Raw genomic sequence first — 25,734 nt, forward strand, 5'->3', positions numbered from 1 at the left:
GTGGATTAGGTCACCAAGTCGTCGGCGCCAATATCGCGCCTGCCGTGCAAAACGCGGACGATCTCGATCGCGTCTTCGCCCATGCGATACAGAGTGACATATTCGCCGACGATCAGATGACGAATGCCGGGCGCGATATCATCGCGCGGCGCACCTGAGAACGGGTGCAAGGTGAGCAGTGTCCAGCGCCTCTCCAAAGCGTCCACAAGGCGCATGGCTCCCTTTGGGCTATGTTCCGCAATGTAGTCACCGATGCCTTCGACATCTGATATCGCCTGAGGAAGCAGCCGATATTTCACTCTTCCGAGCCTGCAGCTTCCGACATCCTGTGATATTTGGCTCGCAGCCGGTCCATGAAGGGCTGGCCGTCCACCGCCGGTCCGCTGTCGATCCCCTCCTGAATCAGCCTGCGCAATTCCTCGACCGTGTAGCCGAGAAGATTGCGGCGGTCTTTCCATTGCCGCAGCGCATCACGGATGACTTCGCTGGCCGAGGCATATTCGCCGGCGGCCACGACATCGTCGACCGCCGCCGCCAGTTCCGGCGAAAGCGTGATGCTGCGTTTGTCGACGTGACCCATGATGCGCTCCTGATCAGACCATGACAATCATGGTACGATTAAATCGTACCAGCTTCAAGGATGCGTTTGTCTCGACCCCAGCATGCGTACTTGATTCAATCGCTCAAGCACCTGAATCGCCAGCTGCGCCCGAAGGCGCAGACTGCTGATCCAAAGGATTAATCGCGATATGGGGGAGAAATTGCCAGCTGGCCTGTAAGCCGGGTTTTGTATGGCCCTCGCCCCTTTCGGGGCGAGAACGTGGCGGCCATTCATCTTGGGCGCATGTTGCCATGCGCCTCACGCAACCTACCCGGACGGTGAGCCGGAAACAGCCCTCGAAGGTTTCCCCTCGCACCGTCCCTATTCGGTCTTGCTCCCGGTGGGGTTTACCGTGCCGCTCCTGTTGCCAGTCGCGCGGTGGGCTCTTACCCCACCCTTTCACCCTTGCCCCGATAAATCGTGGCGGTTTGCTTTCTGTGGCACTTTCCCTGGGGTCGCCCCCGCCGGCCATTAACCGGCACCGTGTCTCCATGGAGCCCGGACTTTCCTCACCCGCAGCCTTTCGGCTTTGCGGGTGCGGCCGCCCGGCCAGCTGGCAGAGCGTATAAAGGGGTTCACGTTCCAAAACGCAAATGAAAAAGCAGACTTATGCCGGCGATCCCAATGCCGCCAACTGCACCTTGACCTTGCCGCAATAGGCCGCCGACACCGGGTTCATCCTCGTCGCGGCATGGCCGGCATTGTATTTCAGGATTGTGCCGCAGGTGGTGCCGCCGCCGAGATTGCGCGCCATGGCAAGGTACTTCATGCCGTATTTGATGTTGGTGTCGGGATCGAACAGACCCTTGGCGGAGCCGCTATACCCCATCATCCGCGCCGTTGCCGGCTTGATCTGCATCAGGCCGATTTCACCCGCGCTGCCGACGATGTTCGGCCGGTAGTTGCTCTCGATCTTGATGACCGCCTGGGCCAGCGACACCGGCACGCCTTCGGCCGCAGCATAGCGGGCAATGATTGCCGAATACTGGCCGCCAAGCGCGCCTGCCGCAGTCGACTCCGCAGCGGTGCTTGGGCGGATCGATGCGGTCGTCGTCAGGTCGACACTCTTCCTGTTGCGCTTAACATGCCTCTTGGCCGTGGCTTTTCTGGCCTTCACCACGGCTGCTTTGCGCACTTTCGCGGTGGTTGCCCTTTTTGCTTTCGGGTTTGCCTTCGTCATGGTGGCCTTGGCGGGTGCGGCGATGAAGCCCTGGTCTGCCCTCTGGCTCAGTGATGCGGCATCGGCCGTGCTGAAGGCAAAAGTCATTACGCCGGCAGCAATAGCTGCCGTTACAACGGTCAATTTCTGCATGTGGTCCTGTTCTGTTTGGCCGCGCGAAGATCTTCACGCAGCAACGCCTAATCAATATCGGAGCATCCGGGGGCTGGAGGTCCGATAACTTGCACGAACTGCCTTTGAGGGCGGAATTTGTGTCGAACAAGGCGAGGCAATTCACTTTCAGTGACAGGCTGTAACTTGAATATCCGGAAAAGATTATTTAGACGCAACTGACCTAAGGGAAGTCAGCAGGCTTTGCAGCGTGCTAGATGTAGAGCCGTCGGCGACGCCATCCACCAGGCGTGGTCGGAAATGCCGCTGAAAAGCTTCGACGACGATTTCCGTCTGGCGGTCGAAGACACCTGATATCTCGACGCCATAGCCATAGAGCGCCAGCATCGACTGCAGTGCCTCGACCTCGGCGCCGGTATCGCCGGCTTTCAGCACAGCGCCGCGCCGGACCGGCGCCGCAGGCACGAGATGGCCGACCCCGGCCGCAAACAGCGCCTTCCAGGGGAATTTCTCGCCTGGGTCGATCTTGCGCCCCGGCGCGATGTCGGAATGGGCAAGCACCCTTTGCGCCGCAATGGAATGGCGTTCGATGATACCAAGGCAAAGCCCGATCACCGCTTCCACCTGCCGCTTGGGAAAGGCCGAATAGCCGAGCGAATGGCCGGGATTGACGATTTCGATGCCGACCGAACAGGAGTTGATGTCGCGACGACCGAACCAGGAACTTGCACCGGCATGCCAGGCGCGGTCGCTTTCGCGCACCATCTGGATGATGCGGCCATCCTCATGGACGAGGTAGTGCGACGAGACTTCGCTTGCGGGGTTGCACAACCAGGCTTCCGCGGCAGCACCAGTCGCCATGCCGGTATAGTGCAGCACGATCATGTCGGGCCTGAGCGTTTCGCGCCGCGGGCCGAAATTCGGCGATACCCTGACCTCCGCGCTTGGCTCGTCGGGCGAGAAGCCGGTCATGCGTGCCTGAGGCCCCGCTCGATCATTTCATAGGCCGCGTTGATCGCCGCGACCCTGGTCGTTGCAATCTTGATGAATTCCTGCGGCAGGCCGCGCGCGATCAGCCGGTCCGGATGATTGTCGGAGACCAGCTTGCGGTATCGCTTCCTGACCTCCTCGAACGGCTTGCCGCGCTCAATGCCGAGCACGATATAGGGATCGCCGGCGCCGAGATTGACGTGCCTGGCCATGATGGCCTCGTAGTGCACCTCGTCGATGCGGAAAATCTCGGCAATACGGTGCAGGAAAATCCCTTCGCGCTCATGCACCAGCCCATCCGCCTTGGCGATATGGAACAGACCGTCGAGTATGTCTTCCAGCATGACGCAGTTCGAATGGCCCGAGCCGCACATCTGCGCCATACTCTCGGCATAGGTCTCGAACCCGGCGACGTCGCGCTTGGCCAGATCGTAAAGCCGCGCCACATTGCGGGTCTGTTCTCGCGGCACCTCGAATATTTCCTGGAACGCGCGAACCTCGTCCTGGGTGACGATGCCATCGGCCTTGGCCATCTTGGCTGACAGCGCAATCATCGCCACAGAGAAGGCAACACGCCGGCGCAGATCAGCGTCACCGGAGAAAACCGTGCGCACGGCCTCAACCACATCGGCTACGCCGGACGTGGCTGAAGATGAAACGCGGGTGATGAAGTCGCCGAGGCGATCCCAAATCGACATGAGCGCTTATTAGGGCCGCCGGCCATTGCTATCAAGCCAAGACAGCGCCGCAGAGTGGACCGAATTTACGCAAGCAACCGACGCGCCAGATCCCAAACCGTAGGAAAGAGCCGGTTCAAGGCCCTTGAGCCCCGAATCGACCTAAACGCAGGAAGGCCGGCGCGAAGCCGGCCTCCTCTCTCGTCACGTCAAAGTGACCGGGACTGCTGCTACTGCGCGGGGGCAGGAGCAGGTGTTGCCGGAGCCGGTTCTGCAGGCTTCGGTGCATCCGGCGTCGCCGGCTTCATGGGCTCGGCGGCTGGCGGATTGGTGCTCTGGGTGGTGGTGTTATCCGTACCGCTGTCGCTGCAGGCGGCAACGCCGAACAGGGCCAGGGCGGAAACGGAAGCAAGAATGAGCTTTTTCATGACATCTCTCCTTCAACACACGCTCACGTTGCGGTGAACGGTCGAAGGCAAAATGCATCAAACGGCCATGAGTTTCGTAACGTTGCGTTTCCTGATGTAACATCCGCGCACTACCGATTGCGGGCCGGGCGATGCCGAACTAACAGTCTGGACCCAAATGCAATGCCGGAGTTCTGCGTGGACAAGAAATGGGATTTTTGGATCGACCGCGGCGGCACCTTTACCGACGTGATCGGACGTGATCCGCAAGGCGGTTTGCATCCCAGGAAATTCCTGTCGGAAAATCCCGAAGCCTATCCCGACGCGGCCATAGCCGGCATCCGCGAGCTTCTGGGGCTGAAATCCGGCACCGCTATTCCTCCGGGCCTGGTCGGTGACGTCAAGATGGGTACCACCGTTGCCACGAATGCGCTGCTGGAGCGCAAGGGCGACCGTGTGCTTTTGCTCATCACCAAGGGCTTTCGCGACGCGCTGAAGATCGCCTATCAGGCGCGGCCGGACATCTTCGCCAAGGAGATCATCCTTCCCGAACAGCTCTACGAGCGAGTCATCGAGATCGACGAGCGTGTGCGCGCCAATGGCGAGGTCGAGCGCTTGCTCGACATCGCCGCCTGCCGGCCCGCCATCGAACAGGCGAAGGCCGACGGCATCGATGCGGTGGCCATCGTCTTCATGCATGCCTGGAAATATCCCGACCACGAGAAGGCGGTGGCGAAAGTCTGCCGCAAGATCGGGTTCAGCCAAGTCTCGGTCAGCCATGAAGTCTCGCCGCTGATCAAACTGGTCGGCCGCGGCGACACCACCGTGGTCGATGCCTATCTGTCGCCGATCCTGTCGCGCTATGTGCAAAGGGTGGCGGGAGAACTGGGCGCGACGCCAATCTCCCCACTTGTGGGGGGTGAGGAGCGGTCGGCCAAAGGCCGAGAAAAAGCCAACGATTTGGCTTTTTCAGCGACGAACGCCCGGAGCCATAGCGAAGGGCAGTCGGCAAAGCCGACAGAGGGGGTTCTCTCAGGAGGCACCACCAAAGCGTCGAGCACTGCCGCGGCGACCCCACCCGGCGGCTTCGCCGCCACCCTCCCCTCGAGGGGGAGGGAGAACCCTCGCCTGATGTTCATGATGTCGTCGGGCGGGCTTACCGCCGCCGACATGTTTCAGGGCAAGGACGCGCTGCTGTCCGGCCCGGCCGGCGGTGTCGTCGGCATGGTCGAGACGGCGAAACTCGCCGGATTCGAGAAAGTCATCGGTTTCGACATGGGCGGCACCTCGACCGACGTCGCCCATTATGACGGCGAGTATGAGCGCGCCTTCGACACCGAGGTCGCCGGCGTGCGCATCCGTGCGCCGATGATGCGCATCCATACCGTCGCTGCCGGCGGCGGCTCGATCCTGCACTACGAAGCCGGCCGTTTCCGCGCCGGCCCGGATTCCGCCGGCGCCAATCCTGGCCCCGCCGCCTACCGGCGCGGCGGCCCGCTGGCCGTCACCGACGCCAATGTCATGCTGGGCAAGCTGCAGCCCGATTTCTTCCCGGCAATTTTCGGCCCAGGCCAGGACCAGCCGCTCGATGTGGCCGCCGTGCGCAAAAAATTCGCTGCGCTGGCCGTCGAAATCGGCGATGGCCGCACGCCGGAAGCCGTCGCCGAAGGCTTCGTCACCATCGCGGTGGAAAACATGGCCAATGCCATCAAGAAGATCTCCGTGCAGCGCGGCTATGACGTCACTGAATATCTCTTGAACTGTTTTGGCGGCGCCGGCGGCCAGCATGCCTGCCTGGTTGCCGACGCGCTCGGCATGGAGGCGGTACTGATCCACCCCTTCTCCGGTCTGCTCTCAGCCTATGGTATCGGCCTGTCGTCGGTTTTCGCGTCGCGCCAGCAGGCGCTCCTGAAGCCGCTTGCCGAAGAATCCAGGACCCAGATGGGCAGCCTCATCGGCACGTTGAAAAAAGCCGTCATCGCCGAATTGGTAGCGCAAGGCATCGCCGAGGACAAGATTGCGGCAAAGCCGGTGCTGCACATCCGCTATGACGGCACCGACACCACGCTGCCGGTGAATTTCGAAGGCGACTCGATCTTCCAGGCCAGGCGCGATTTCGAAATCGCCCACAAGGCGCAGTTCGGGTTCGTCTATGATGACAAGCCGATGATCGTCGAGACCGTTGGCGTGGAAGGCGCCGAGATCGTCGAGACCACGGCCGAAGCCGTTGCGCCCGCCGGACCGGCAAGGGTTGAAGCGGGTGCGTCCGGAACGCGGCGCATCTACACCGAGGGCCGCTGGCATGAGGCCGGCATCCATCGTCGCGAAAATCTGCGCCCATCCAACCTAATCGCAGGCCCCGCTTTGATCATCGAGCCGAACCAGACCATCGTCGTCGAGCCGGGCTGGCGGGCCGAAATCACCAACCTCAATCACGTCGTCATCCGCCGCACCGAACGGAAAGTTCGCACGGCTGCCCTCGGTACCGAAGCCGATCCGGTGATGCTGGAGGTCTTCAACAACCTCTTCATGTCGATCGCCGAACAGATGGGCGTTACGCTGCAGAACACCGCCTATTCCGTCAACATCAAGGAAAGGCTGGATTTCTCCTGCGCCGTCTTCGACCGCCACGGCGCGCTGGTCGCCAACGCGCCGCACATGCCGGTGCATCTCGGCTCAATGGATCGCTCAGTCGAAACCATCATCCGGCTGAACTCCGGCGACATCCACCCCGGCGACGTCTTTGCGCTGAACGCACCTTACAATGGCGGCACGCATCTGCCCGACATCACCGTGGTGACGCCGGTGTTTTCCCTCCCCCTTGAGGGGAGGGTGGCCGCGCAGCGGCCGGGGGGGGTCCTCTCAGAAGGCACCACAAGAGCGTCGTGCACTGCCGCAACGACCCCCTCCGGCGGCTCCGCCGCCACCTCCCCCTCAAGGGGGGAGGAAGTAATCTTCTACGTAGCCTCACGCGGCCATCATGCCGATATCGGCGGCACTGCCCCCGGCTCGATGACGCCGCTTGCCACCACGGTCGACGAGGAAGGCGTGCTGTTCGACAATTTCCGCGTCGTCGATCGCGGAAAATTCCGCGAGGCGGAGCTGCAAACGCTGCTCACCGACCACCCCTACCCCGCCCGCAACCCGCACCAGAACATCGCCGACCTAAAGGCGCAGATCGCCGCCAATGAAAAGGGCGTGGCGGAACTGCGCAAAATGGTCTCCCATTTCGGCCTCGACGTCGTCGAAGCCTATATGGGTCACGTCCAGGACAACGCCGCCGAAAGCGTGCGCCGCGTGCTGGAGCGGCTGCCCGATAGTTCCGAGTACGAATACCCGACCGACACCGGCCAGGTGATCAAGGTGAAGATCACGGTCGACCGGCAAAAGAGCGAAGCGACCGTCGACTTCACCGGCACCTCGCCTGTCATGAAGAACAATTTCAACGCGCCCGAGCCCGTCGCCCGCGCCGCCGTGCTCTATGCCTTCCGCGTCATGGTCGAGGACATGATCCCGATGAATGCCGGGTGCCTCAGGCCCATCAACATCATCATCCCCGACGGCTCGATGCTGAAGCCGGCCTACCCCGCAGCAGTCGTCGCCGGCAATGTCGAGACCTCGCAGCATGTCACCAACGCGCTGTTCGGAGCCATGGGCGCCATGGCCAATGCGCAAGGCACGATGAACAACCTGACCTTCGGCAACAAGCAGTACCAGTATTACGAGACCATCTGCTCCGGCTCGCCGTCAGGCCGGATGAACTCCGGCCGCGGCTTTGCCGGGACATCCGGCGTCCACACCCACATGACCAATTCGCGCCTGACCGACCCGGAGGTGCTGGAATTGCGCTTTCCCGTGCTGCTCGAGGATTTTCACATTCGCGAAGGCTCCGGCGGCAAAGGCGAATGGAGCGCCGGCGACGGCACCAGGCGGACGATCCGTTTCCTCGAAAAGATGGAATGCGCCATCCTGTCCTCGCACCGCAACCGCCCGCCGCAAGGCCTCGACGGCGGCAGTGACGGCGAGGTCGGCTCGACCAAGGTCCGCCGCCAGGACGGCAGCGTCGAGACGCTGAAGGCCTGCGACCAGACCGTGCTCGACGCCTGCGACGCCGTCATCCTGACAACGCCGACACCGGGGGGATTTGGCAAGGCCTGAACTCGCGTCAACAGCCTGTCACCCGCCTGTCATGCCCGTGAGTTACCCGCTTGCGGCAAAGCAAATGGGGAATCACTTTGCCATGACGGACGTCTCCTCGGATCTCGTTTTTCGCCGCGGCAAGGAAGTTGGAAAAGCCGTCTACCAGAACCGCCCGCTGTCGAAGGCCGGCATCTCGGAGCGGCTGTTCGCCCTCTTGTTTTCCGGTCTCGTCTATCCGCAGATCTGGGAAGACCCTGAAGTCGACATGGAGGCCATGCAGCTTGGCCAGGGCCACCGCGTCGTCACCATAGCGTCGGGCGGCTGCAACATCCTCGCCTACCTCACCCGCTCGCCTGAACGCGTCGATGCGGTCGACCTCAACGCCGCCCACATCGCCTTGAACCGGATGAAGCTGGAGGCGGTGCGGCATCTGCCCTCGCAGGGCGATCTGTTCCGTTTCTTCGGCGCCGCCGACACCAACCACAATTCGCAAGCCTATGACCGCTTCATCGCGCCGCATCTCGACCCGGTCAGCCGCCACTATTGGGAGCGTCGCAGCTGGCGCGGCCGCCGGCGCATCACCGTCTTCGACCGCAATTTCTACCAGACCGGCCTGCTCGGCCTGTTCATCGCCATGGGCCACCGCATCGCCAAATTCTTCGGCGTCGATCCCGCCGGTATCATGGCGTCGAAGAGCCTCGCCGACCAGCGCCGCTTCTTCAACGAAGAGCTGGCGCCGGTCTTCGACAAGAAGCTGTTGCGCTGGGCTACCTCGCGCAAGGCTTCGCTGTTCGGCCTCGGCATTCCGCCGGCGCAGTACGATTCGCTGATCACCTCGGGCGATGGTTCGATGGCCAGCGTGCTGAAGGCCCGGCTGGAAAAGCTCGCTTGCGATTTTCCGCTGAAGAACAACTACTTCGCTTGGCAAGCCTTCGCCCGTCGCTATCCCAATCCGGGTGAGGCCGCCCTGCCCGCCTATCTAGACGAGGCCAACTACAAGGCGATCCGCAACAATGTCGATCGCGTCGGCATCCACCACGCCAATCTGATCGAATTTCTGGCCGGCAAGGACGCAGGCACCGTCGACCGTTTCGTCCTGCTCGACGCGCAGGACTGGATGACGAACGACCAGCTCAATGCCCTTTGGTCGGAGATCACCCGCACCGCCTCGGTCGGCGCCCGAGTCATCTTCCGTACCGCCGCCGAGCCCAGCCTGCTGCCGGGCCGCGTCTCGATCTCGCTGCTCGACCAGTGGACCTACGAGGACGAGGCCTCGCGCGACTGTTCGGCCCGCGACCGCTCGGCCATCTATGGCGGCTTCCACCTCTATGTGAAGCGCGCGGCATGAGCGCGAGCGAGCTGCCGGCCGACCATGCCGAACTGATGGACGGCGTCTATCGCTGGCAACGCCATATCTACGACCTGACCCGCAAATACTATCTGCTTGGCCGCGACCAGATGATATCCGGGCTGGATGTGCCGGCGAATGGCAGAGTGCTCGAACTTGGCTGCGGCACCGGCCGCAACATCGCGCTTGCCGCCCGCCGCTATCCCGACGCCCGCCTCTACGGCCTCGACATCTCGGCCGAGATGCTGGAGACGGCGAGCAAGGCGATCGGCCGCGACGGCCTGTCCGGCCGCGCCGTGCTGGCGCGCGGCGACGCCACCGATTTCGACGCCAAGACGCTGTTCGGCGTCGAGCGCTTCGACCGCATCTTCGTGTCCTATTCGCTGTCGATGATCCCCGGTTGGGAAAAGACGGTTTCGGCAGCCCTTGCGGCACTCGCGCCCGGCGGCTCGCTGCATGTCGTCGATTTCGGCCAGCAGGAAGGCTTGCCCAACTGGTTCCGGACATTGCTGCGCGGCTGGCTCAAGAAATTCCATGTCACGCCACGTGAATCATTGCGCGAAGTCTTGGAATCGGAATCTCGGCGAACCGGCGCAAGCTTCTGTTTCCGCGCGCTTTATCGCGGCTATGCCTGGCTGGCGGTCGTCAAGATCGCGCACTCTTACCTCCCCCCCGATGGGGGAGGTCGCGCCGAAGGCGCGGGTGGCCAGGCACCCCGCCCCGGCGCTACGCGCCGACCCTCCCCATCAAGGGAGGGTAAGGGAGCTAGCGCAGTGCCTTCATCAGCGCGCCGACCATCACCTGCGGCCGGTAGCCGAGCTTGGCCGGCGTCAACCCCAGCCGCACCACCACCAGTTGCTCCGACGGGATGATGGCGATCGTCTGGCCGTCATGGCCCTCCATCCAGTAGGTATCGTTGGGCAGTCCGGCGGCGACGCCGGCGCCGGGATTTCCTTCGTCCCCCGGGGCTTCGATCCAAAGTTGCCCCTTGCCGTAGACTTTCGAGGCCGGTGCCGGTTCGCACATCCAGTCGACGAAACCGGCCGGCAGGATCTGGTTGCCGTTCCAGACGCCGCCCTGCAGCAGGAATTGGCCGAACCGCGCCCAGTCATGCCCCGTGGCATAGAGGTAGGATGAGCCGACAAAGGTACCCTCCTCGTCGGTTTCGAGCACCGCGCTCTGCATGCCGAGCGGCCCGAACAGCGCTGTCCTTGGCCACATCAGCGCCTTGTCCTTGTCGCCGATAGCATCCTGCCACAGCCGCGACAGCATCACCGCCGTGCCGCTCGAATAGGAAAAGACCTTGCCGACGTCGCCGGTCAGCGGCTTGGCCTCGGCGAAGCCCGCCATATCCGGTTCGAGGTAGAGCATGCGCGTCACATCGGCAACGTCGCCATAATCCTCGTTGAACTCGAGTCCGCTCGACATCGCCATCATATCGGCAAGGCTGATGGCGGCGCGGCCGTCCGCCTTCCATGAGCCGAACAGACCCTGATTGGTCACCGCCATCTTGCCGTCCTTGACCAGCGTGCCGACGAGCGCGGCGTTGACCGCCTTGGTCATCGACCAGCCCAGCAGCGGCGTTTTCGCCGAAAAGCCGTCGCCATAACGCTCGGCAACAATGCGGCCGTTTTTGACCACCACCACGGCGCGCATGCCGATGCCGGTCATTGCCGCACCGTCGAGGATCTTGTTGATTTCGGGATTTTGCGAGGCGTCGACTCGATCTGCCTCGGGCCACAGATCGCCCTTGGTGGCCGCCGACGCCTCGGCAGGGATTGACGTGCGCCGTGCCTTGCCGACGTCGCCATCGGGAACCGACGCGCAACCCAGGCCGGCGCGCGCAACGGCAACGCTCTTGCCGAGGAAGCCAAGCAGCCCGGCCGAGACGGTCCCCCTGTTCTTGTCGACCGACACCTTCATCAGCCTGAGAAGCGGATGGCCAGGCGCCTGCACGTCGATGGCAAGCACCTCATTGGGATCACGGCCGGCGATAAAAACATTGGAGCAGACAATCTTGGCGGAATAACCGGAACCGACCCGGATCAGGTCGGGCGGCGCGATGTAGAGCCAGGTAAACAGGGCGGCTATGGCCAACACGACCAGGCCGAGCAGCCATTTGATGATCTTCACGGCGATCCGCATCTTTCCGTCCCTGCTTTTCCGCTGGCCGTGGCTTGCGGCCCGATTTATGTCATCGATTTGCCGCCATTGCTTCCGCACAATCGGTGTTCTTGTCGAGCGCCGTCAACCTGTTATCAACCATGATCGGCGATCACTGATGCATGTCGCCCAAAAGTGCGCAGCGGTTTTGGGACAACGACATGCACGAAAATAGCGTATCAGGCGATGCTGTGGGGCGATCGCCTGAGGGGCACCTGCAACGACAACCCAACAGCGACCGGCTGATTCCGGCTCGGGAAATGCGATGCGCCGTTTTGCGGCCCTCATCACGTTGACGCTGCTGGCCGCCTGCTCGACCGCCAGCGATCTCGTGCCCTCGATGTCGCCATCCAGCAGCCCGACGGTTGCCGTGCGCGCACCGCGTTTCGAAGACTCCAAGCCGCATGAATGGGATAGCGGCGCGCCCTGGAACTATGCCGTTCACGGCACCGACGTCTCCAAATACCAGACCTCGGTCGACTGGCCGACGGCCAAGGCCAGCGGCATCTCCTTCGCCTTCATCAAGGCGACCGAGGGCGGCGACCGTTTCGACGAGTATTTCAACGAGCATTGGTCGCGCACCAAGGCCAATGGCATTCCGCGCGCGGCCTACCATTTCTTCTATTTCTGCACGCCGGCCGCCACCCAGGCGCGCTGGTTCATCCAGAACGTGCCCGTCGACCGCTCGGCCATGCCGCCGGTGCTCGACATGGAGTGGAACCCGCAATCGCCGACCTGCCGGCTGCGCCCGGATTCGGCAACGGTGCGGGCCGAAATGACCACCTTTCTCGAGATGATCGAGCGGCACTATGGCAAGAAGCCGATCATCTACACCTCGGTCGACTTCTTCGACGATAACGACCTTTCGACCTTCCGCGGCTATCCCTACTGGCTGCGCTCGGTCGCCGGCCACCCCCGCCAGAAGTACGGCAGCCACCCCTTCGCCTTCTGGCAATACACCGGAACCGGTATCGTTCCCGGCATGACCGGCAAGTCCGATATCAACGTCTTCAACGGCACTGAGTCAGCCTGGAAAAAGTGGCTGCGGCAGAACACCCGTTGACACCGGCTCTGCCGCCTGCTTTTCGACGTCCCATGCGCACCTACCTGCAACCACTGGGATATTTACGCCGGAAACAGTCGAAGAGCCGCCTGCGCTCCGGGCTGCTCGCGGCCCTGCTGCTCGGCGCTACGGCGATGCCGGCGGGGGCGCAGGAATGCGGCGGCGACTTCGAAACCTGGAAGCAAGGCGTGGCGGCGGAAGCCAAGGCGGCCGGTGTCGGCGCTGTGGGCCTTGACGCACTGGAAGCCGCCACCGTCGACGACAAGGTGCTGGCGCGTGACCGCGCCCAGGGCGTCTTCGCACAGACCTTCATCCAGTTCTCCAACCGCATGATCTCGGCCTACCGGCTGAAGCAGGGCGCGGCCAATCTGAAGAAATACGCCGAAATCTTTGCGCGCGCCGACCAGCAGTTCGGTGTCCAGGCGCCGATCATCACCGCCTTCTGGGGGCTGGAGACCGATTTCGGCGCCGTACAGGGCGATTTCCACACGCTGAGCGCCTTGGTGACGCTGTCGCATGACTGCCGCCGCCCGCAGCTGTTTCGGCCGCAACTGGTGCCGCTGTTGACGCTGATCGATCGCGGTGTCGTTCCGGCCGACGTCACCGGCGCCTGGGCCGGCGAGATCGGCCAGACGCAGATCCTGCCTTCCGACTATCTGGCGCGCGGCGTCGACGGCGACGGCGACGGCATCGTCGACCTCAGGCGCAGCGTACCCGACGTAATCATGACCACGGCCAACAAGGTGCTGTCGCGCGGCTGGAAACGCGACCAGCCCTGGATCGAGGAAGTGCGCGTGCCCGAGGACATGCCCTGGGAGCAGACCGGCCGCACCAACAAGCTGCCGCTGTCGCAATGGGCCGCCTGGGGCGTCACCAACCCCGATGGCACGCCGCTGATCGACAATGGCCTGAAGGCCGGCCTGGCACTGCCGATGGGCCGCAAAGGTCCGGCCTTCCTCGCCTATGACAATTTCGACGTCTATCTCGAATGGAACCAGTCCTTCACCTACGCGCTGACCGCCGCCAACTTCGCCAGCCGGCTGGCCGGGGCAAAGCAGTTCGACCCGCGCAATCCCGAAACCGGTCTCAATGGCGACCAGATGAAGGAATTGCAGACCAAGCTCGAAGCCAGGGGCTATGACGTCGGCACCGTCGACGGCATTCTGGGCACCAACACCCGCGAAGCCATCCGCAAGGAACAGATGCGGCTCAGCATGCCGGTCGACGGCTGGCCAACGCCGGAGCTTTTGGGGAAGTTGTGAAGAGAGTGAGTAGGCGTTGGGGTTGGGAGTAGAAGCTCCCCAAGCCGAATTCCCTATTCCCTACTCCTTGCCCGGACGAAGTCGACAAATGCCCGCAAAGCCGGGGGGACGTGCCTCGAACTCGGGTGATACAGGAAGAAGCCTGGAAAGCTGGGCGACCAGGGCTCTAGAAATCTCATCAGCCTGCCCGCATCGATCCACGACTGGACCTGATAGTCGATCATGTAGGCGACGCCTGCTCCACCCAGCGCCGCCTTCAGCATCAGCTCGGTGTCGTTGACAGTCAGGCTGCCCTGAACAGCAATTTCCAAAACCCGCTTGCCGCGAGAAAACTCCCACCGGTAGAGGTTGCCGCCGCCCGGCCATTGGAAGTTGATGCATTGGTGCTGGTGCAGATCCTGGGGATGACGGGGAGTTGCGCGGCCCTCAAGGTAGGCCGGGGCGGCCACCGCCGCCATCTGCAAATCGTCGCTGAGCTTGACCGCCACCATGTCCTTCTGCAGCCGCTCGCCGAGACGGATCCCGGCGTCGAACCGGCCCTCGACGATATCGGTCAGGGTATCGTCGACGATGACGGTCAGCGCGATATCAGGATAGGCGCGTTGGAAGTCGCCAAGGATCGGGCCGATGAACCGCACCGCGGCAACACGCGGCACGTTTATTCGTAGCGAACCCGCCGGCCGATCACGCGCGGCATGAATGTCCGCTACGGCGCCCTCCAGCTCTTCGAACGCAACGGCAAGGCGCGCAAACAGCGTCTCGCCAGCACCAGTGGGTGAAACACTACGCGTCGTCCGATTCAGCAACCTGACGCCGATGCGAGCCTCCAGTTGCCGGATCGACTGGCTGAGCGCCGGCGGGGAAACACGCAGCCGGGCGGCGGCGCGGACGAAACTACGCTCTTCCACGATTGCGGCGAATGCCTTGAACTCGGTGAATTCAGAACCGCGCATTGTGTATCCCTAGATTAACAAGCTAGTCAGATAATAGGCCATTATCTGATCAGTTGCAGGGCCCTATTTCTCGACTAGCGGACCCGTCAGATGAAACCGGCACGGGCCTGAATGATTGAAGGAAACGTATCATGCCCAAGTCCTTGCAAGGCAAAACCGCACTCGTCACCGGCAGTTCGCGCGGCATTGGGCGAGCCATCGCCGAAGGACTCGCCTCCAAGGGCGCTGCCGTCGTCGTCAACTATGTCGGCAACCACGAAGCCGCTGACGAGGTCGTGGCCGCCATCGCCGGCAAGGGAGGAAAGGCGATCGCCGTCCAGGCCGACATATCAAGCGTCTCGGATATTCATCGCCTGTTTGACGAGGCTGAGAGTGAGTTCGGCGCGGTCGACATCGTGGTTGCCAATGTCGGCGTCGCCGTCATCAAGCCTCTGACCGAGGCAACCGAAGCCGATTTCGACCATGTCTTCGGCACCAATGCCAAGGGCACGTTCTTCGTGCTTCAGGAAGCAGCGCGCCGTGTGCGAAACGGCGGCCGCATCATCGCGGTCTCCACCGGCGGCACCAAGATGTTCTTCACGCAAACGGCGCTGTATCTCGGCAGCAAGGGCGCCGTCGAACAATTCGTCCGTGTGCTCTCGCGTGAACTCGGACCGCGCGGCATCACGGTGAATGCGCTGTCGCCTGGCTTCACCGACACGGACCTGCTTCCCGAGCGCGATCGCGCCGTGGCGGCCGGCATGTCTCCATTTGGCAGGATCGGCGCGCCCCGCGACGTTGCCGATGTCGCGGTCTTCCTGGCCAGCGACGAGGCCCGCTGGCTGACCGGCGAGAATATCCAGGCCGGTGGCGGGGTCGCTTAGTCCGCCATCGTCTCCAGGCTGGCGAATCCCTGCGGCGCATCGCCTTCGTCAAACGGCGTCGTCACCTCGACGAAGGTATCGGGATAAAAGCCGTTGAAGCGGGTTCTCAGCGACAGCGAATAGGCGCCGATATGGCCGATCTCGATCCAGTCGCCGGTGTCGACGGTTTCCGGCAGCCAGAACGGCCGCGACAGGATGTCGACGGAATCGCAGGTCGCGCCGCAGACCTTGAACGGCACGATGTTCTTCTCCTCGCCATTGCGCGAGCGGATCGCCGGATCGGGGATGAAGCGGGCCGGCAGTGTGATCTTGCCGGTCCAAGAATCCGACAGCGACGCCCAGATGCCGTCATTGATGTAGAGCCGCTTGCCCTTGCGCAGCAGCACCCGCACGATCAGCGACAGGCAGCGCGCCACGATCACCCGGCCGGGCTCGGCCACCAACGGGATCTGGTCGAACTGGTATTCCCTCAGGTCGCCCGACAGCCGCGACATGATCTGGCCGAGCGACGGCATCTCGATCTGCTTGCGATTGGGGTCATGGCCGTACTCGGCGGGAAAGCCGCCGCCGACATCGAGGCCCGCAATGTCGAAGGTCAGCCGGTTGCGCACCCAATCGGCGGAGGCCAGCGCCCGCTCATAGGTGTCGGGATCCTCGATCTGGCTGCCGACATGGAAGCACAGGCCGACCTTGTAGCCGGTGCGGTTGAGTCGCTCGGCGAGTTCCACAGCATAGGCCGGCCCGGCGCCGAATTTCTTTGACAGTTCATAGGCCGCCGAGCCCTTGGTCTGGATGCGCACGAACACGCTGATGGAGCCCGGATCGATGTCAAGCGCCCGCACCACCCGCGTCAGCTTGGTGATCTCGTCCTCATGGTCGAGCGAAATGACGCGGATGGCGTATTTTTCCAGCGCAAGCTTGATGTCCGACTGCGCCTTGACCGGATGCATGTAGAGCATCTCGGCGTCGGGTGAGACGGCGCGAACTGCGGCGAACTCGCCGGGCGAGGCCACATCGAAAGCGGTGACGCCGGCTTCGACCAGCGCCTTCAGCACGATCTGCTCGCCATTGGTCTTGACTGCGTAGGCGGTCTTGCCGGGAAACATGCCCATGAACTGTTTGGCATCCGCCTTCAGCACCTGCGGGCGAAAGCAGTAGACCGGATCGTCCGGCCGAAGCGCCAGCGCCGCCTCGCGGGCATTCTCGAATCGCTGCATGGACGAATCCCCTGACTTCTCGGCTGCGCACAATTATCCAAGCTAGCGGCCAAAGAAAACAATTCTGTGTCTGGCGGCACTGACCCAGCGGCACACCCTCCTGGCAGCACTGTTGCCAGCAATCAGGTTTCGGGTGGCTCTTGTCGCCGGACCCGATATGCCTTCTGCCTGAGTGGCTGGCATTGATGCCGCGGGGAAGGACGTTCACAATGGCAATAGCCACGACAGCCGTGCAGCGCGGACCGATGACGCTGAGGGACTGGGGACAGCTTCTGCTGCTCGGCGCCATCTGGGGCGGCTCGTTCTTCTTTGCCCGCATCGCCGTTGCCGAAATGCACCCGCTGGTGCTGGTTCTGTTTCGCGTTGCCATTGCGGCCATTGCACTGCAGCTCTATCTCGGCATTCGCGGTCCGTCCTTCCGCCTCGCCTTCCCGCATGCCGGCCTGTTTTTCCTTTTGGCGCTCGCCAACAATGTCGTCCCGTTCTCGCTGATCTTTGCCGGCCAGACCGCGCTTGGCGCCGGCGTCGCCTCGGTGCTCAACGCGACGACGCCGTTCTGGACGCTGATCCTCGCCAACGCGCTGACGGCGGACGAAAAGCTCTCCTGGAACAAGCTTGCCGGCATCGGGTTCGGCATCGCCGGCACCGCTGTCATGATCGGCCCCGGCCTGCTGGCCGGGCTCGGCGGCCCGGTCTGGGCGAAATTCGCGCTGATCGGCGCCTCGCTGTCTTACGCCGTCGCGCTGATGATTGCCCGCCGCTTCAAGGGCGTGCCCTCGCCGGTCATCGCCACCGGACAATTGACGGCGTCGACCATCATCATGATCCCGGTGGTGCTGCTCACCTATGGCCCGGCCGGCCTGTTCTCGGCCTCGCCGCCGGTCTGGACGGCGGTGCTGGCGCTGGCGCTGCTCTCCACCGCCTTCGCCTACATCCTCTATTTCAACCTCGTCGCCTCGGCCGGCGCCACCAACGCCTCGCTGGTCACGCTCATCGTCCCGGCCAGCGCCATCCTGCTCGGCCTCCTGTTCCTCGGCGAGCGGCTCGCTCTGTTCGAGTTCTGCGGCATGGCACTGATCGCGCTTGGCCTGGTGACGATCGACGGGCGGTTGTTTGGTCGGCGCTAATGCCTGTCGACCAAAAGTGCGCAGCGGTTTTGGGACAACGACGCGCTTTAGGTCTGGTAGCGCTGCCATGCCTCGCTTTCGCCACGGCGGCGTCACAATTTATTCACAGGCTGCCAGCGGCTTTTGCCGAAGAGTTTCAACGCTTAACGACAGGTGGCAGGTCGCAAATTCCACAATCGCGTCGCATTGCAGCATATTTTCCGCTTGCCTGTGGCACAAATGCCCCTAGACTCCACCCATAGCTCTTGAAGAGGAGACTATGACATGGGACTTACGAGGCCAATCAACGCATTGATGATCTGTGCTGCATTTGCCTTCATTGGCGCCCTTATCATAGGTGTTCTTCCGTAACCGCCGGAGCGGAAGAACAGCAGCAATAGCCCACAAATTCGAAAGGCCGGGTGTTTCGCCCGGCCTTTTGCATTTCAGATTTCATACCACGATGAAGCTCAGGCGGCGGCGGATCCAGCTGCCTCTGTTTCGTGGGAGCGGATGCCGATCATATGGCAGATGGCAAACACCAGGTCGGCCCGGTTCATGGTGTAGAAATGGAAGTCGCTGACGCCGCGCTCGACGAGATCGAGCACCTGCTCGGCCGCCACGGCAGACGCCACGAGCGCATGCGTCTGCGGATCGTTGTGCAGCCCTTCGAAACGCTCGGCCAGCCATGCCGGCACCAGCGCGCCGCAGCGCGCCGAGAAATTGGCGACCTGGGTGAAATTGTGCACCGGCAGGATGCCGGGCACGATCGGGATGTAGATGCCGGCACGGCGCGCCTTCTCGACATAACGCTCGTAGAGATCGTTGTCGAAGAAGAACTGGGTGATCGCCCGCGTCGCGCCATTGTCGGCCTTGCGCTTCAGCATGTCGAAGTCGGTGGCGAAGTCGGGGCTTTCCGGATGCTTTTCGGGATAGGCCGAGACCGAGATGTCGAAATCGCCGGCGTCCTTCAGCGCTCCGACAAGTTCGGCGCCATTGGCATAGCCATCGGGATGCGGCCGGTAGGCCGTACCGACACCCGCCGCCGGATCGCCGCGCAACGCAACGAAGCGCTTCACGCCCATGTCGGCGAATTCGCGGACGACGGCGTCGACCTCATGGCGGGCGGCGTCGACGCAGGTCATGTGCGCCGCCGGCGTCAGCGTCGTCTCGTTCAGGATGCGCTTGATCGTGCGGGCCGTGCGCTCACGCGTCGAACCGCCGGCGCCATAGGTCACCGAGACGAATCTCGGCTTCAGCGGCTCCAGCCTGGTGACGGTGTCCCAGAGCCTGGCTTCCATCTCGTCGGTCTTCGGCGGGAAGAACTCGAAGGAGACGCGGACCTTGTCGCCAATGTCGGGACGGCGGGAAAAGCGGAACTGGTTCATCAGGCGATTTCCCCCATAGGGTACGCTTTGGTGGGTTGGGTGTCATTTGAAGGCTCGGCGATCAGCATGCGGCGGTCGCGGCCGAGCCACAGCTTGACGGTGAGCCTGGCTTCGTTGCCGCCGCGCGGCTCGAATTCCTGGGCATCCTCGAGATCGAGCCCGGCATCGGCAAACCATTCGGAGATCTGGCGGTCGGAAAAGCCCAGCCTGACATGCGCATGCTGGTCGCGCAGGAATTCCAGTGCATGCGGCGCGAAATCGACGATCACCAGCCGGCCCGACGGGCGCAGCAGCCTTGCCGCCTCGCGGATGGCGCGGGCGGGATCGTCCAGATAGTGCAGCACCTGATGGATGGTGACGAGGTCGAAGGCGTCGCGCTCGACCGGCGGCGCGAAAATGTCGCCTTGGCGGACCTGGGCATTGGCGATGCCTGCCTTGTCGAGATTGGCCCGCGCCACCGTCAGCATTTCGCGCGACATGTCGATGCCGACACCGCGCCGGTAGAGCGGCGAAAATATCTCCAGCAGCCGCCCGGTACCGGTGCCGAGGTCTAGCATCGACTGGAATGGCCGCTTGCCGACCAGCTTGAGGAGTGCGGCTTCCACCGCGCGGTCCGGCACATGCAGCGAGCGGATGTGATCCCAGCTGGCGGCGTTCTCGGAGAAATACTCGGCGGCACGGTCCTGGCGCTTGCGCTTGACCGATGCCAACCGCTCGAGATCGCGCTCGACCTGTGGATCGGCGCCGCGAATGCCAGAGACCAGCCCCATGACGAAGTCGCGCGCGGAATCCGTATCCGACAGCCGGAAGAAGGCCCAGGAGCCCTCCTGGTAGCGGCCGATCAACCCGGCCTCCAGCAGCAGCTTCAAATGCCGCGACACCCGCGGTTGCGACTGGCTGAGGATCTCGGTGAGGTCGGACACGGTGAGATCGCCGCGCGACAGCAGCGCCAGGATGCGCAGCCGGCTCGATTCGGCCGCAGCCTTCAACGTATCCACCATCGTATCGAGCGAAACATGCATCGGCGCGTTCTCGTTGAAAAAGATATAAACATATGTTTATGTCAGCTTTGACGACATGGCAAGGCCTATGTCGCTTCCTGACAAGAAAATGCCGCACACATGGTCCCCGCCTGAGAGAACCGCTTTTCCCTGACGATCGGCTGGAAACTTGTGCTAGGGCGAAAGCCATGTTCGAGACGCGCGACGGCGAAAAGCTCCTGCAGACCGACCCGGCTGACATGCCGGCGGATGGCCATATCGTGTTCATCGGCCGCATCGCCTCGCCATGGACATCCAGGCAAACCTGCCCGAAGAACATGCGCGCGGCGCGCGAGACAGGACAGGCGGCCACCGTTCTCATCGACCCACCCTATCGCGACGGCCTGCTTGCGCTGGAGCGGGCCAGCCACATCGTCATCCTGTCCTGGCTGCATCACGCGCCGCGGGCACTGATTGTCCAGAGACCCCGCCATGCGGCTGAGCCGAAAGGCGTTTTCTCGCTGCGCTCCCCTGCCCGGCCGAACCCAGTCGGGCTGCATATCGCCGGCCTGATCGCCGTCGACATCGACCACGGCCGCATCGCCATCGACGCCATCGATGTGCTCGACGGCACCCCGGTGATCGACATCAAGCCCTATTTCGCCTCGACCGACGCCTTTCCCGAGGCGACCATTGCCGGGCGTGACGAAAAATGAGCGCGCCCACCGGCCGCCGCCGCGCCATCGCCAAGGCGCTGACCGCACTGCTGCCCCTGGCGCCCTATGCCGATATGGAGAAAATTCGCACCGAGGCCGGCGCCGTGCACATGAAGACGCTGCCGCCGGGCATCGCGGTCTGGCTGGCGACGATCGCCCATATCAGGCACGGCCATACCGACTATGAAAAGCTGCTGGCCGAGGGCTATGACCGCGACTCGGCGCGGTTCTTCGTCATCGAGCAAACAAACATGGTGCTGACCCGTTGGCGCGCCACGCGCCTGCTCGATGCAGAGGACGAAGAGGAATAACTTCAGCTACCGTCGCTTCAATACGGCAACCGCATTGTAGGGCTGGCCGTCGGCCTGGCCAACCCAGGTCCAGGACAGGTTCCCTTTGAAAAATCGGACGGCGATGCCGCCACCGTCGATGCACTTGTCCTGGCCGTAGCTGATGTTTTCCCGGTATTCCGCCGAACTGTCGTCGCGAGAAATCTGGGTCAACGATCCGCCGCAGCCGAGCGACGGATAGTCGATCGACGCGGCGCCATCGCCGATTGTCATTGCGATCGCCCAATCGGCGCCGGCAGCACCGGCCGGACTTTGATGACCGCTGCCGGTCCAGACGCCGTTGAGCCCCGCCGCGTTGACCACGCAAGGCACGTTCTGAAAGATCGGCGTCAGCTCGCTGCCCGTCTTCTCGCAACGATAGGTCTGGCCGTTCTGGCACAGCGCCTCGCCCTCGCGAGCGCATTGCGCGAAGGCATGGCCAGTGACGAAGACGAGGAAAATTGCAAAGCTGATGGTCCGAAAAGATCTGCCCATTTTGCCCCTCCCGGCCGGATATTTTCAAGCCGGACCATAGGGCATATCGAATGTGCTACCTAGGACAAACAGCGATGGTTGGGTGGCCCTATGCCGCCTGCAGGGGACCACTAGCTTGAATCTGCCGCATCAAGCCGAAGGGACCAATCGCCATGAACCGAAGCGCAGCAGCCGGTAGCATTGTGCCATTGCCGGCTTTGTCGGATCGCCATATCGATCCGCATTCCTATCCCGACGGCATCGCCTTTCTCGATGGTCAGTATCTGCCGATGTCGCAAGCCAAGATCTCGGTGCTGGATTGGGGCTTTCTGCATTCCGACGCCACCTACGACACCGTGCATGTCTGGGACGGGAGCTTCTTCCGACTCGACCTGCATCTCGACCGCTTCTTCGCCGGCTTGCAAAAACTGCGCATGACGATCCCGTCCGACCGCGATGGTGTGGCCGAGATTCTGCACAATTGCGTGGCGCTGTCGGGCCATCGCGCCGCCTATGTCGAAATGCTGTGCACACGCGGCGCCTCGCCGACCTTCAGCCGCGATCCGCGCCAGGCGGTCAACCGCTTCATGGCCTTCGCAGTTCCCTTCGGCTCGGTCGCCAATGCCGAGCAGTTGCGGCGCGGCCTGCATGTCGCCATTAGCGACAAGGTGCGCATTCCGCCGGTCTCGATCGATCCGGCGATCAAGAACTACCACTGGCTCGACCTCGTGCGCGGCCTCTACGACGCTTATGACCGTGGGGCCGAAACCGCATTGATTCTCGACTTCAACGGCAATGTCGCCGAAGGCCCCGGCTTCAACGTGTTCTGCGTCAAGGACGGCAGGCTGTCGACGCCAGCCGCCGGCGTGCTGCCCGGCATCACCAGGCGCACCGTCTTCGACCTCTGCGCCGAGGCAGCGCTTCCCACCACGGCCGTCGACGTCAGCGTTGCCGCGCTGAAGGCTGCCGACGAAGTCTTCATCACTTCCACCGCCGGCGGCATCATGCCGGTGACAGTGATCGACGGCGCTGCTGTCGCCGACGGCAAGATAGGCGGGATCACAAAGCGCTTGATGGCGCTCTACTGGCAAAAGCATGACGACCCGGCCTGGTCGAGCCCGGTGCGCTATCCCTGACCGGCGAAGGTCCTGCTCCACACGATGACGTGACCAAAAAGATTCCCCCTCGCCTCTGGAAAATCGCTCGACGCACCGTATATCGCGGAAGCGGAGAAGCCTCCGCTTCCCAGTTCACGGCCCGCATGGGCAAGGATTCCACGTCATGACAAGCAAGGTTTGGTTCATCACCGGATCGTCGAAAGGCTTTGGCCGAGTCTGGGCCGAGGCCGCACTCGCTCGCGGCGACCGTGTCGCCGCAACCGCGCGCGATGCCGGCACGCTCGCCGATCTCGTCGCGAAATATGGCGATAATGTCGCCGCGATCAAGCTCGACGTCACCGACAAGGAGGCTGTCGATGCGGCCATCGCCGAGGCGCACAAGCGCTTTGGCCGGCTCGACGTCGTCATCAACAATGCCGGCTATGGCCATTTCGGCGCCATCGAGGAAGTCAGCGAACAGGAAGCTCGCGACCAGATCGAAACCAATGTGTTCGGCGCGCTCTGGGTCACACAGGCGGCTTTGCCGATCATGCGGGCGCAGGGCTCCGGCCATATCATCCAGATCTCGTCGATCGGCGGCGTCAACGCCTTCGCCTCGCTCGGCCTTTACCATGCCTCGAAATGGGCGCTCGAAGCCTTCAGCCAGTCGCTCAGCATCGAGGTCGCCGAATTCGGCATCCATGTGACGCTTGTCGAACCGGGCGGCTTCTCCACCGATTGGTCCGGCGCCTCGGCCAAGGTCTCCAAAGCGATCGAGGCTTACGCGCCGGCCCGCGCCAAGATGGCGGAACGCCGCGCCAACTCGGTCGCCGGCGACCCCGAGGCCACCGGACCGGCGATGCTTGAAATCGTCGACGCGGCCGAGCCGCCGCTGCGCGTCTTCTTCGGCGATGGCGGCCTGCCGATGATCAAGCAGGAATACGCCAACCGCATCGCGCTGTGGGAAAAGTGGGACCACGTTTCCGTCGAGGCGCAGGGCGCCAAGAAGAACCGCAAGGCGGCCTGAGCGCGTCTTGAAATCCGGCTGCGTCGCCCCGGCGGCGCAGCCCGTGCCCTAGCCCGGTACTAGGATCGATAAATCCACTGCTCGGGCACGCGCACCGAGATCTCTTCCCCTGTTGTCATACGACCCGGTTTCTCGACCCAGGCAACGAGGCCGCGCAGCCGTTTCGCCGCCTTCGGGAAGGCCAGCGCGCCGGCCTCCCGATCGGCCATCCCGGCGTTTTCGGCGATCGAACGTCCAGCAAGCCGGCAAGGCCCGTTCTGCGCATCGACCTTGATCGTCACGCCACCTCTAAAGAACAGCAGCGTGCCTGACGGCAGCATCGAGAGATGCGGCACGCCTTCGATCAGCAGATTGGCGCCGATCCATTCCGGCTTGATCTCGGCCAGCCCCATCCGCTCGGCAACGACGGCGAGTTCATCCGCTGCTACGATTGATATCTGCCGCTCGTTGCGGATTTCGGTGCCGCGCGGATACCAGGGTTCGCGACCGCCGGAACGACGGGTGGCGCCGGCGTGGAAGTCGCCGTCGATGCCTTCGAAACCGAGCTGTAATTCTTCCACCGAGCGCGTCTGAAAATGATCGAACGACGCCACGTAGAGGGCAGCGACCTTAGCGGCGAGTTTTCTTGCAGGAATGATTTCGACCGGACTTTCGGCCTCGGGGAAGAGATCCAGCATCGCCGTCTGTCCTTGAATCAAGCCCTAAATCCTGCTCTCCGGTCGCCAAAGCCGCAAGAGCAGTTCGTAGGCAGAGTCGCGTGTCGTCCAGTGCCCGCTCTCGTCTCGAAGCGGGGCGCTGTATCCCCGAATCCTTTGGGAAATCGAAAATTGCCGCGTGCACGGGCAGCTGTGATAACTGCTGAACAGCGGACTATCCCTGCCTGTGGTGGAATGTCTCTCGCTTGAATGGACTCACGTCGCTCCTTACATGTTCTACAACAGGAGGGGTTTATGGTTGACAGATTCGCTCGCGAGTTCTTAAAATTTGAAGTATCGGAAACCTCTGATACCAGGGGATACTGGCTAGATCAGCCGTGGATCGAGAGCGGCCAGCGCCCAGGCTTGATTAAAGCGTCGATCCTTGCTCTTCCCCTAACCGACGGAGATGAGAAGCCCGTCTTTCCCATTGGGACTGGCGACTTTGTCGAACGGTTCCGCAACGCATTGGGCACCGAGGCGACGTTGGCTGTCGCCATACGAAATGACGAATACCAGGAACTCGCCCTCCACTCAAAAGCTTGGCGCATACCGACCTTACTCTTGACAGTTGGGGTCTTGCCAGTTGCCCTTAATATTTTCTCGAATCGGCTCGACGAACTACTGCCTGGACACAAGTCGGGTGACACAGCGGAATTAACGTTGATTGTCGAAGGCCCGAACAACAAAGCCCTAAAACTTTACTACAAAGGCGATTCTCACCAGCTAGGGCCGATGTTGAACACCGCCATCCCACGCTTCATCGAGGAACTAAATGAGCCCCAAGCCGCGCCCCATCAGGTTCATCCGCGCAAGCGGGCTCGCCACTCTGCTCACTAGCCATGTCGGCCCAGCTCAGTTCAGCCAATTTGGCTGCCCAGGTAATAGCTCACCGGGATCGGTCAAGTCGAATTTACTGGCGCGAGCTAGCCAAAAGCGCAGGAAGA

The 25,734-nt window shown here is 62.9% G+C and carries 24 protein-coding genes, 1 other RNA gene and 1 pseudogene; 12 read left to right on the forward strand and 14 right to left on the reverse strand.

Going from position 1 to position 25,734, the window contains the following annotated elements:
• Nucleotides 1-5 precede the first annotated feature (5 nt).
• From NKI96_RS07185 to NKI96_RS07215, 7 genes are all read right to left on the reverse strand, one after another.
• Complete coding sequence (locus tag NKI96_RS07185; protein WP_023668265.1) at nt 6-299, reverse strand: type II toxin-antitoxin system RelE/ParE family toxin; 294 nt, start codon at nt 297-299, stop codon at nt 6-8.
• Nucleotides 296-580 (reverse strand): type II toxin-antitoxin system ParD family antitoxin, encoded by a 285-nt coding sequence (locus tag NKI96_RS07190; protein ID WP_352803511.1) that lies wholly within the window; start codon nt 578-580, stop codon nt 296-298. Before NKI96_RS07190 ends, NKI96_RS07185 begins: the two co-directional genes overlap by 4 nt.
• A gap of 180 nt (nt 581-760) precedes the next feature.
• Nucleotides 761-1,158: RNase P RNA component class A (gene rnpB / locus NKI96_RS07195), an RNA gene on the reverse strand.
• Nucleotides 1,159-1,208: 50 nt separating this feature from the next.
• Complete coding sequence (locus tag NKI96_RS07200; RefSeq protein WP_352803514.1) at nt 1,209-1,913, reverse strand: lytic transglycosylase domain-containing protein; 705 nt, start codon at nt 1,911-1,913, stop codon at nt 1,209-1,211.
• A 183-nt stretch (nt 1,914-2,096) separates the two neighbouring features.
• Entirely contained in the window at nt 2,097-2,864 is a 768-nt protein-coding gene (locus NKI96_RS07205; RefSeq protein WP_352803516.1) for an N-acetylmuramoyl-L-alanine amidase, read from the reverse strand.
• The gene (locus tag NKI96_RS07210) at nt 2,861-3,580 is read right to left on the reverse strand and encodes a J domain-containing protein (protein ID WP_023668261.1); all 720 of its coding nucleotides are present in this window, start codon (nt 3,578-3,580) and stop codon (nt 2,861-2,863) included. The genes NKI96_RS07205 and NKI96_RS07210 overlap by 4 nt, the downstream gene beginning before the upstream one ends.
• Before the next feature lie 209 nt (nt 3,581-3,789).
• Entirely contained in the window at nt 3,790-3,987 is a 198-nt protein-coding gene (locus tag NKI96_RS07215; protein WP_023668260.1) for a hypothetical protein, read from the reverse strand.
• 177 nt (nt 3,988-4,164) lie between these two features.
• Here NKI96_RS07215 and NKI96_RS07220 point away from each other — a divergent pair, with 177 nt between their 5' ends.
• The 3 genes and pseudogenes from NKI96_RS07220 to NKI96_RS07230 form a co-directional block, all read left to right on the forward strand.
• Nucleotides 4,165-8,124 carry a hydantoinase B/oxoprolinase family protein gene (locus NKI96_RS07220; protein WP_352803518.1) on the forward strand — a complete coding sequence of 1,320 codons (3,960 nt, stop codon included), beginning with the start codon at nt 4,165-4,167 and terminating at the stop codon, nt 8,122-8,124.
• Between the two features lie 31 nt (nt 8,125-8,155).
• Nucleotides 8,156-9,454 carry a BtaA family protein gene (locus NKI96_RS07225; RefSeq protein WP_352803520.1) on the forward strand — a complete coding sequence of 433 codons (1,299 nt, stop codon included), beginning with the start codon at nt 8,156-8,158 and terminating at the stop codon, nt 9,452-9,454.
• Nucleotides 9,451-10,107: pseudogene (locus tag NKI96_RS07230) on the forward strand (class I SAM-dependent methyltransferase); the annotation flags it as partial. The gene NKI96_RS07225 and the pseudogene NKI96_RS07230, both read left to right, overlap by 4 nt.
• Before the next feature lie 112 nt (nt 10,108-10,219).
• Here NKI96_RS07230 and NKI96_RS07235 read toward each other — a convergent pair.
• Nucleotides 10,220-11,599, reverse strand: coding sequence for a serine hydrolase domain-containing protein (locus NKI96_RS07235; protein ID WP_352803523.1), 1,380 nt, complete (start codon nt 11,597-11,599; stop codon nt 10,220-10,222).
• A 283-nt stretch (nt 11,600-11,882) separates the two neighbouring features.
• Here NKI96_RS07235 and NKI96_RS07240 point away from each other — a divergent pair, with 283 nt between their 5' ends.
• Complete coding sequence (locus tag NKI96_RS07240) at nt 11,883-12,680, forward strand: glycoside hydrolase family 25 protein (RefSeq protein WP_023712425.1); 798 nt, start codon at nt 11,883-11,885, stop codon at nt 12,678-12,680.
• A gap of 32 nt (nt 12,681-12,712) precedes the next feature.
• The gene (locus tag NKI96_RS07245; RefSeq protein ID WP_352803526.1) at nt 12,713-13,942 is read left to right on the forward strand and encodes a lytic murein transglycosylase; all 1,230 of its coding nucleotides are present in this window, start codon (nt 12,713-12,715) and stop codon (nt 13,940-13,942) included.
• A gap of 53 nt (nt 13,943-13,995) precedes the next feature.
• Here NKI96_RS07245 and NKI96_RS07250 read toward each other — a convergent pair whose 3' ends face one another.
• A complete protein-coding gene (locus tag NKI96_RS07250; RefSeq protein ID WP_352595299.1) occupies nt 13,996-14,895 on the reverse strand; it encodes a LysR family transcriptional regulator in 900 nt (299 codons plus the stop codon).
• Nucleotides 14,896-15,026: 131 nt separating this feature from the next.
• Between NKI96_RS07250 and NKI96_RS07255 the strand changes: the two genes are divergently transcribed.
• On the forward strand, nt 15,027-15,758 hold the full coding sequence (locus NKI96_RS07255) for an SDR family oxidoreductase (protein ID WP_352595297.1): 732 nt from the start codon (nt 15,027-15,029) through the stop codon (nt 15,756-15,758).
• Here the strand turns inward: NKI96_RS07255 and NKI96_RS07260 are convergent.
• Complete coding sequence (locus tag NKI96_RS07260; protein ID WP_023668250.1) at nt 15,755-16,975, reverse strand: alanine racemase; 1,221 nt, start codon at nt 16,973-16,975, stop codon at nt 15,755-15,757. The genes NKI96_RS07255 and NKI96_RS07260 overlap by 4 nt on opposite strands.
• A gap of 209 nt (nt 16,976-17,184) precedes the next feature.
• On the opposite strand from NKI96_RS07260, the gene NKI96_RS07265 reads away from it, so the two are divergent.
• A complete protein-coding gene (locus NKI96_RS07265; protein WP_352803528.1) occupies nt 17,185-18,102 on the forward strand; it encodes a DMT family transporter in 918 nt (305 codons plus the stop codon).
• 449 nt (nt 18,103-18,551) lie between these two features.
• Here the strand turns inward: NKI96_RS07265 and metF are convergent, their stop codons facing one another.
• Both metF and NKI96_RS07275 read right to left on the reverse strand, forming a co-directional pair.
• Entirely contained in the window at nt 18,552-19,469 is a 918-nt protein-coding gene (gene metF / locus NKI96_RS07270) for a methylenetetrahydrofolate reductase [NAD(P)H] (RefSeq protein ID WP_023682156.1), read from the reverse strand.
• Nucleotides 19,469-20,491, reverse strand: a complete 1,023-nt coding sequence (locus tag NKI96_RS07275; protein ID WP_023682157.1) for an ArsR/SmtB family transcription factor — start codon at nt 20,489-20,491, stop codon at nt 19,469-19,471. Before NKI96_RS07275 ends, metF begins: the two co-directional genes overlap by 1 nt.
• 167 nt (nt 20,492-20,658) lie before the next feature.
• On the opposite strand from NKI96_RS07275, the gene tsaA reads away from it, so the two are divergent.
• Complete coding sequence (gene tsaA, locus NKI96_RS07280; protein WP_027050634.1) at nt 20,659-21,165, forward strand: tRNA (N6-threonylcarbamoyladenosine(37)-N6)-methyltransferase TrmO; 507 nt, start codon at nt 20,659-20,661, stop codon at nt 21,163-21,165.
• Nucleotides 21,162-21,476, forward strand: a complete 315-nt coding sequence (locus NKI96_RS07285) for a DUF2293 domain-containing protein (RefSeq protein WP_023668245.1) — start codon at nt 21,162-21,164, stop codon at nt 21,474-21,476. The genes tsaA and NKI96_RS07285 overlap by 4 nt, the downstream gene beginning before the upstream one ends.
• Before the next feature lie 6 nt (nt 21,477-21,482).
• Here NKI96_RS07285 and NKI96_RS07290 read toward each other — a convergent pair whose 3' ends face one another.
• Nucleotides 21,483-21,989, reverse strand: a complete 507-nt coding sequence (locus NKI96_RS07290) for a hypothetical protein (protein ID WP_352803530.1) — start codon at nt 21,987-21,989, stop codon at nt 21,483-21,485.
• A gap of 152 nt (nt 21,990-22,141) precedes the next feature.
• Between NKI96_RS07290 and NKI96_RS07295 the strand changes: the two genes are divergently transcribed.
• Both NKI96_RS07295 and NKI96_RS07300 read left to right on the forward strand, forming a co-directional pair.
• On the forward strand, nt 22,142-23,104 hold the full coding sequence (locus NKI96_RS07295) for a D-amino acid aminotransferase (protein WP_023668243.1): 963 nt from the start codon (nt 22,142-22,144) through the stop codon (nt 23,102-23,104).
• Nucleotides 23,105-23,249: 145 nt separating this feature from the next.
• Nucleotides 23,250-24,092: an SDR family oxidoreductase gene (locus tag NKI96_RS07300; protein WP_352803532.1), complete on the forward strand. Its 843-nt coding sequence runs from the start codon at nt 23,250-23,252 to the stop codon at nt 24,090-24,092.
• 59 nt (nt 24,093-24,151) lie between these two features.
• On the opposite strand, the gene NKI96_RS07305 is transcribed toward NKI96_RS07300, so the two are convergent.
• Complete coding sequence (locus tag NKI96_RS07305; RefSeq protein ID WP_023712418.1) at nt 24,152-24,769, reverse strand: MOSC domain-containing protein; 618 nt, start codon at nt 24,767-24,769, stop codon at nt 24,152-24,154.
• Nucleotides 24,770-25,042: 273 nt separating this feature from the next.
• Between NKI96_RS07305 and NKI96_RS07310 the strand changes: the two genes are divergently transcribed.
• Nucleotides 25,043-25,627 (forward strand): hypothetical protein, encoded by a 585-nt coding sequence (locus NKI96_RS07310; RefSeq protein WP_023712417.1) that lies wholly within the window; start codon nt 25,043-25,045, stop codon nt 25,625-25,627.
• Nucleotides 25,628-25,734 lie beyond the last annotated feature (107 nt).

This window comes from Mesorhizobium sp. M0292, from assembly GCF_040321695.1.
GTDB lineage: Bacteria > Pseudomonadota > Alphaproteobacteria > Rhizobiales > Rhizobiaceae > Mesorhizobium.

Excerpts from the sequence above, each read along its gene's own strand:
- metF (WP_023682156.1), bottom strand. The coding sequence starts at position 19,469 with ATGAACCAGTTCCGCTTTTCCCGCCGTCCCGACATTGGCGACAAGGTC.
- NKI96_RS07305 (WP_023712418.1), bottom strand. The coding sequence starts at position 24,769 with ATGCTGGATCTCTTCCCCGAGGCCGAAAGTCCGGTCGAAATCATTCCT.
- NKI96_RS07210 (WP_023668261.1), bottom strand. The coding sequence starts at position 3,580 with ATGTCGATTTGGGATCGCCTCGGCGACTTCATCACCCGCGTTTCATCT.
- NKI96_RS07190 (WP_352803511.1), bottom strand. The coding sequence starts at position 580 with ATGGGTCACGTCGACAAACGCAGCATCACGCTTTCGCCGGAACTGGCG.
- NKI96_RS07200 (WP_352803514.1), bottom strand. The coding sequence starts at position 1,913 with ATGCAGAAATTGACCGTTGTAACGGCAGCTATTGCTGCCGGCGTAATG.
- NKI96_RS07295 (WP_023668243.1), top strand. The coding sequence starts at position 22,142 with ATGAACCGAAGCGCAGCAGCCGGTAGCATTGTGCCATTGCCGGCTTTG.
- NKI96_RS07255 (WP_352595297.1), top strand. The coding sequence starts at position 15,027 with ATGCCCAAGTCCTTGCAAGGCAAAACCGCACTCGTCACCGGCAGTTCG.
- NKI96_RS07235 (WP_352803523.1), bottom strand. The coding sequence starts at position 11,599 with ATGCGGATCGCCGTGAAGATCATCAAATGGCTGCTCGGCCTGGTCGTG.
- NKI96_RS07300 (WP_352803532.1), top strand. The coding sequence starts at position 23,250 with ATGACAAGCAAGGTTTGGTTCATCACCGGATCGTCGAAAGGCTTTGGC.
- NKI96_RS07285 (WP_023668245.1), top strand. The coding sequence starts at position 21,162 with ATGAGCGCGCCCACCGGCCGCCGCCGCGCCATCGCCAAGGCGCTGACC.
- NKI96_RS07310 (WP_023712417.1), top strand. The coding sequence starts at position 25,043 with ATGGTTGACAGATTCGCTCGCGAGTTCTTAAAATTTGAAGTATCGGAA.
- NKI96_RS07275 (WP_023682157.1), bottom strand. The coding sequence starts at position 20,491 with ATGCATGTTTCGCTCGATACGATGGTGGATACGTTGAAGGCTGCGGCC.
- NKI96_RS07265 (WP_352803528.1), top strand. The coding sequence starts at position 17,185 with ATGGCAATAGCCACGACAGCCGTGCAGCGCGGACCGATGACGCTGAGG.
- NKI96_RS07240 (WP_023712425.1), top strand. The coding sequence starts at position 11,883 with ATGCGCCGTTTTGCGGCCCTCATCACGTTGACGCTGCTGGCCGCCTGC.
- NKI96_RS07245 (WP_352803526.1), top strand. The coding sequence starts at position 12,713 with ATGCGCACCTACCTGCAACCACTGGGATATTTACGCCGGAAACAGTCG.
- NKI96_RS07215 (WP_023668260.1), bottom strand. The coding sequence starts at position 3,987 with ATGAAAAAGCTCATTCTTGCTTCCGTTTCCGCCCTGGCCCTGTTCGGC.
- NKI96_RS07260 (WP_023668250.1), bottom strand. The coding sequence starts at position 16,975 with ATGCAGCGATTCGAGAATGCCCGCGAGGCGGCGCTGGCGCTTCGGCCG.
- NKI96_RS07290 (WP_352803530.1), bottom strand. The coding sequence starts at position 21,989 with ATGGGCAGATCTTTTCGGACCATCAGCTTTGCAATTTTCCTCGTCTTC.
- NKI96_RS07250 (WP_352595299.1), bottom strand. The coding sequence starts at position 14,895 with ATGCGCGGTTCTGAATTCACCGAGTTCAAGGCATTCGCCGCAATCGTG.
- tsaA (WP_027050634.1), top strand. The coding sequence starts at position 20,659 with ATGTTCGAGACGCGCGACGGCGAAAAGCTCCTGCAGACCGACCCGGCT.
- NKI96_RS07225 (WP_352803520.1), top strand. The coding sequence starts at position 8,156 with ATGCCCGTGAGTTACCCGCTTGCGGCAAAGCAAATGGGGAATCACTTT.
- NKI96_RS07205 (WP_352803516.1), bottom strand. The coding sequence starts at position 2,864 with ATGACCGGCTTCTCGCCCGACGAGCCAAGCGCGGAGGTCAGGGTATCG.